The following is a 4,740-nucleotide window of genomic DNA, read 5'->3' on the forward strand; positions in this document are numbered from 1 at the left end:
GGCCTCGGCGGCCAGGGCCGCCGCGGCGGCGGCGTCGGCGAGGTCGGGGGCGACGTGGTCGAGGATCCGGGTGCCCAGTCGACGCAGCACTGTGGGGTCGAACTGCCCGGCCCACCCGACCAGCACGCCGACCGCCTTGTCGGCCACCTCGGCACCGGCCGAGGCCGACACCGTGGCGGCCGTGTCGGCGATGACCCGGGCCTGTTCCACACTGACCGCCCCGCTCGCCAGGGCGTCGCGCACGCCGGGCGGCGCGACGTCGACCGAGGCCGCGAGGCCGACCAACCGGCGCGCCGCCGAGACGTCGAGTCGCAGGCGGTGGCGCAGCCACACGGTCGTCGAGGACGCGCCCTGCGCCAGCGCGGTGCCCCGACCGTCCAACTCGCGGACCGCCGCCAACTGCACCGCCGCCAGCCGTTGCCGCAACCGGTGGGTGGCGTCGAGCACCGCGATCAGATCGTGCTCGGAGAGGGCCCAGGCCGGGGCGTCGGCGCAGGCCGCCACCGCAGCCTCCGCCCGCGCCAACTCATCGATCACCGGCAAATTCTAGAACAGGTGTACGACGAGAAAGGCCCGAGCCGAACCGCCCGAGCGGGCCCGGTCAGTCCTCCGCCTCACGGCGGGCCGCTGAGCGACCTGCACCCGGTGCACCAGCACCTGCCGCGCCGGCCCTCGTGGCTCTGCCGGGTGTGCGCCGCCGCCTGGCCGTGCGCATTGGCTCGGATGTTGCTGCGGGTGCAGTACGGGACCGACCGGGGTGGGGTTGTCGATCTACCTGGCGAGCCAGTTGTTCGACGCGACAGCCGACCTGTACGCGCTCAATCCCGAGCCGGGACCGACCCGAAGGAGCTGTTCGCCAGGTTCCTGGCGTGGACGGCCCAGCCGCCCGGGTGAGGCAGCGGGTCGGGCCGCGATCGACGGGGTGGACCCGAGCGGCGACGCCGGAGCCCTGTCTCGCTGATTGGCGATCGCCGACGTCCGTACGCTGGCAGTCGCCGAAGTGCGCGCACCACACGTGGGGAAGCATCCCGATCACCACGCCTGGGTTCTGGACGAGTGGAGTACGCGGCACGGGCCCTCCGCGAGCGATTTTCCGGATCGGCAACCGTCACGACGGACGCGGAACCGGACATGGAGTAGACGTGAGCTCCGGGACTGAGCACGAGGAACGCTTCCGACGCGTCTACGCGGTCAACTTCGAGCCGCTGCTGGCGTACGCGATGCGGCGCGTCGAGCAGCCGGAGGACGCGGCCGACGTCGTCGCCGAGACCTTCCTCGTCGCCTGGCGGCGTAGCCGGGAGATGCCGCCGGAGGCCGAGGCCCGGTTGTGGCTGCACGGCGTGGCTCGGCGGGTGCTGGCCAACCACCACCGAGGCGGGGCCCGCCGGGGGCGGCTGGGCGATCGGCTGCAGCAACGCTTCAGAGCGGCCCTCGCCGTCGACCCGGGCAGCGAGGTGCCCGAACGACTGACCGTCCGGGCCGCGCTGGCCCGGCTCAACGAGCTGGACCGGGAGGTGCTGATGCTGACCTTCTGGGAAGGGCTGGAGCCGCGCGAGGTCGCTGTGGTCCTCCAAGTGAGCCCGGCCGCGGTCCGTACGCGGCTGTCCCGTGCCCGGGCGCGGTTGCGAGACCTCATCGGTGACGACCTCGACTCACCCGGACATGTACTCGACGTCATGGCCGTACGCGCCCCCGAGGAGGGCAGATGACCGACGAACAGCTTGACCGGAGGGTCCGCGACGCCGACCCGTACCGGCCCGAGGTCCTCGCGCACCTCGACGGGGCCGCACAGGACCTCCTGGAGGAGATCATGTCCACGCCGATCCTCGAATCCGTCACCGAACCACCGGTCCGGCGCTCCCGACCACGCCGTCGTCTGGTGGGCGGCCTCGCCAGCGCGGGCGTCGCGGCGACCGTACTCGCTGTCGCCTTCGGCATCTCGATGGTGCGGACGGATCAGCCGGGGGACCACCAGGTGGCCCCGGAAACCTCGTCGAACTCCGAGGCGCCCGGAACGACCTCCTACTCGGCGATGGTGCTGAAGGCGGCCGAGGAGAACCCGCGGCTGTTGATCGACCAGCCCGGCTGGGAGGCAACGCACGTCGACGGGTTCACCAAGCGGGCGGGGAGCATCACCTACAGCAACGGCACCCGACACCTCAGGATGAACTGGTACGAGGCCAGCGAGTACGACGGGCGCTACGAGGATCGGCTCGAGGTCAGCAAGCCGGAGCCGGTGCAGGTCGACCGCTGGCCGGGTGACCTGTTCCGATACAGCGCGAGCGACTTCGCGGTCATGCTCCGGCCGCGCGACGGGTCCTTCATCGAGATGCGCACCGCGAGCGCCTGGACGCGCGCCGATCTCGACCGGGTTCTCGCCAGCGTGGTCCGCGTCGATGCCCGTACGTGGCTGGCTGCGCTCCCAGCGGAGATCGTCACGCCCGAGCGGGTGACCGAGCGGGCGGCCAAGGTACTGGCCGACGTGCCGCTCCCGCCGGGCTTCGACCCCGCCACGCTGGACATCGACGGCGTCAACGACCCCTACCAGTTCGGCGTCCGAGTGATCGGCCCGGTCGGCTGCGCGTGGATCGGCGAGTGGACGCGCGCAAAGAAGGCTGACGACCATGCCGCTCTACAGCGGGCAGCTGAGGCGTTGCGCAGCAGCCACAACTGGAAGGTGCTCCAGCAGATGGACGCCGAGGGTGACTGGCCGAACGGGTTCTGGGAGACCGCCGACAGGGTGGCGGCAGGCGACCGGGTCGGACCCAAGATGTTCAACCCCTGCGACTAGGCGGCGCTCAGGCGCTCTCCTCCTCCGGGGTGCGCTTGGCGCGGCTGGGCTGCACCCGCTTGGGCTCGCCGGGCATCTTCGGGTGGTCCGGTGGGTACGGCAGGTCGCCCTGGCCGGCGGCGGCGTCGCGCTCGGCCCACTCCAGCAGGGGCGTGATGTCCCACGGGTTGTCGTCGATGCCGGCGTGCGGGTCGCCGCGCTCGGCCAGCCGGGCCGGGACGGTGCGCAGGTCGAAGTCGTCCGGGTCGACGTCGGGCAGCTCGGCCCAGCTGACCGGGGTGGAGACGGTGGCCCGCGCGTTGGCCCGCAGCGAGTACGCGCAGGCGATCGTGCGGTCGCGGGCCATCTGGTTGTAGTCGACGAAGACCCGGCTGCCGCGCTCCTCCTTCCACCAGGCGGTGGTCACCAGGTCGGGGTTGCGGCGTTCCACCTCCCGGGCCAGCGCGATGGTGGCCCGGCGCACCTCGGTGAACGTCCAACGGGGCTGGATGCGCAGGTAGACGTGCACGCCTCGACCGCCGGAGGTCTTCGGCCAACCGGTCACGCCCAGCTCGTCGAGGAGCGCCCGGACCTCGCCGGCGGCCCGGGCCGCGTCGGCGAAGTCGGTGCCGGGCTGCGGGTCCAGGTCGATGCGCAGCTCGTCGGGTTGGTCGACGTCGCTGGCGCGGACCGGCCACGGGTGGAACACGATGGTGCCCATCTGCGCGGCCCAGGCGACGTGCGCCAGGTCGGCCGGGCAGAGTTCCGCCGCGTTGCGGCCACTCGGAAAGGTGATCTGCGCGGTGGAAACCCACGGCGGCACCCCCCGGGTCGGCACCCGCTTCTGGAAGAACGCCTCACCCTCGACGCCCTCGGGGAAGCGTTGCAGCGTGGTGGGCCGGTCCCGCAGGGCCCGCATGATCCCGTCGCCGACGGCCAGGTAGTAGTGGAAGACGTCCGCCTTGGTGAAGCCCCGCTGGGGGAAGATCACCCGGTCCGGACTGCTCAGCCGTACGCTGTGGCCGGCCACCTCGACCTCGGTGACCGCCGCCTTGGTGCCCGCCATCTCGCGACCATATGCCACGCCCCCGACGTTCGACGTACCGTTGACGGGTGAGTCTTGACGACAACGAGCTGCCGAAGACCGAGGACGAGTGGCGGGTCCGGTTGACCCCCGAGGAGTTCCACGTCCTGCGGGAGGCGGGCACCGAACGTCCGTGGACTGGCGAGTACGTGGACACCAAGACCCAGGGGGTCTACCACTGCCGGGCCTGCGGGTTGGAGCTCTTCTCCAGCGACACGAAGTTCGACTCGCACTGCGGTTGGCCGAGCTTCGACGACGCCATCCCGGGCCGGGTCAAGGAGATCGAGGACCGCAGCCTGGGCATGGCGCGCACGGAGATCCGTTGCGCCCGCTGCGACAGTCACCTCGGGCACGTCTTCCACGGCGAGGGCTTCACCCCGAAGGACACCCGGCACTGCGTCAACTCGATCTCCGTCCGGCTCGAACCCCGCTGAGCCACCAGCCGCTCAGGGCGTACCCCTGAGTAGCTCGACCTCGGCGGTCCGGGACTGCTCGATGCGCCGGGCCAGGTCGCGGACCCGCTCGTTGCGGCCGACGCCGACCTGGGCTCGGGCCAGGTCGGCGGCCGATCGTTGGTGCTCGGCGAGCACCTGGCGCAGCACCCGGTCGACGTCCGCGTCCGGTGCGGTGCGCAACCGGTCGAGCGCCGCGTCGTCGCCGTGCCCGTCGTGCTGGTGTGCGGCCGCGCTGGCTCCCGGCCCGGCCGTGGGCAACCAGCCCCGCATGGCGGTCAGTTCGTCGGCCTCGGTCGCCTCGATGGCGGCGGTCAGGGTGCGCAGCGCGCCGTCGCGCACCCGGTCCCGGCCCAGCCGGACCGATCTGCAGGGTCCGTTCGCTGTGCCCGACCATCGTGCTCAGGAACACCACGTCGATCCCGCTCATGGTC

At 72.1% G+C, this 4,740-nt stretch carries 6 protein-coding genes; 3 read left to right on the forward strand and 3 right to left on the reverse strand.

The genetic code is table 11. The features are described from left to right. A partial coding sequence (locus tag JM949_RS33625) for a DUF222 domain-containing protein (RefSeq protein ID WP_203152069.1) occupies positions 1-537 on the reverse strand: 537 nt, incomplete at its 3' end. 605 nt (positions 538-1,142) lie between these two features. On the opposite strand from JM949_RS33625, the gene JM949_RS33630 reads away from it, so the two are divergent. Next, positions 1,143-1,709 (forward strand): RNA polymerase sigma factor, encoded by a 567-nt coding sequence (locus JM949_RS33630; RefSeq protein ID WP_203152070.1) that lies wholly within the window; start codon positions 1,143-1,145, stop codon positions 1,707-1,709. Next, positions 1,706-2,791 carry a hypothetical protein gene (locus JM949_RS33635; RefSeq protein WP_203152071.1) on the forward strand — a complete coding sequence of 362 codons (1,086 nt, stop codon included), beginning with the start codon at positions 1,706-1,708 and terminating at the stop codon, positions 2,789-2,791. Before JM949_RS33630 ends, JM949_RS33635 begins: the two co-directional genes overlap by 4 nt. 7 nt (positions 2,792-2,798) lie before the next feature. Here the strand turns inward: JM949_RS33635 and ligD are convergent, their stop codons facing one another. Continuing rightward, positions 2,799-3,836, reverse strand: a complete 1,038-nt coding sequence (gene ligD / locus JM949_RS33640; protein WP_203152072.1) for a non-homologous end-joining DNA ligase — start codon at positions 3,834-3,836, stop codon at positions 2,799-2,801. Between the two features lie 47 nt (positions 3,837-3,883). Here ligD and msrB point away from each other — a divergent pair, with 47 nt between their 5' ends. Further along, positions 3,884-4,288: a peptide-methionine (R)-S-oxide reductase MsrB gene (gene msrB / locus JM949_RS33645; protein ID WP_203152073.1), complete on the forward strand. Its 405-nt coding sequence runs from the start codon at positions 3,884-3,886 to the stop codon at positions 4,286-4,288. 12 nt (positions 4,289-4,300) lie between these two features. Here the strand turns inward: msrB and JM949_RS33650 are convergent, their stop codons facing one another. Continuing rightward, positions 4,301-4,648, reverse strand: a complete 348-nt coding sequence (locus tag JM949_RS33650; protein ID WP_309232441.1) for a DUF305 domain-containing protein — start codon at positions 4,646-4,648, stop codon at positions 4,301-4,303. Positions 4,649-4,740 lie beyond the last annotated feature (92 nt).

It is taken from the genome of Micromonospora tarensis, from assembly GCF_016803395.1.
Classification (GTDB): domain Bacteria; phylum Actinomycetota; class Actinomycetes; order Mycobacteriales; family Micromonosporaceae; genus Micromonospora; species Micromonospora tarensis.

Excerpts from the sequence above, each read along its gene's own strand:
- JM949_RS33635 (WP_203152071.1), top strand. The coding sequence starts at position 1,706 with ATGACCGACGAACAGCTTGACCGGAGGGTCCGCGACGCCGACCCGTAC.
- ligD (WP_203152072.1), bottom strand. The coding sequence starts at position 3,836 with ATGGCGGGCACCAAGGCGGCGGTCACCGAGGTCGAGGTGGCCGGCCAC.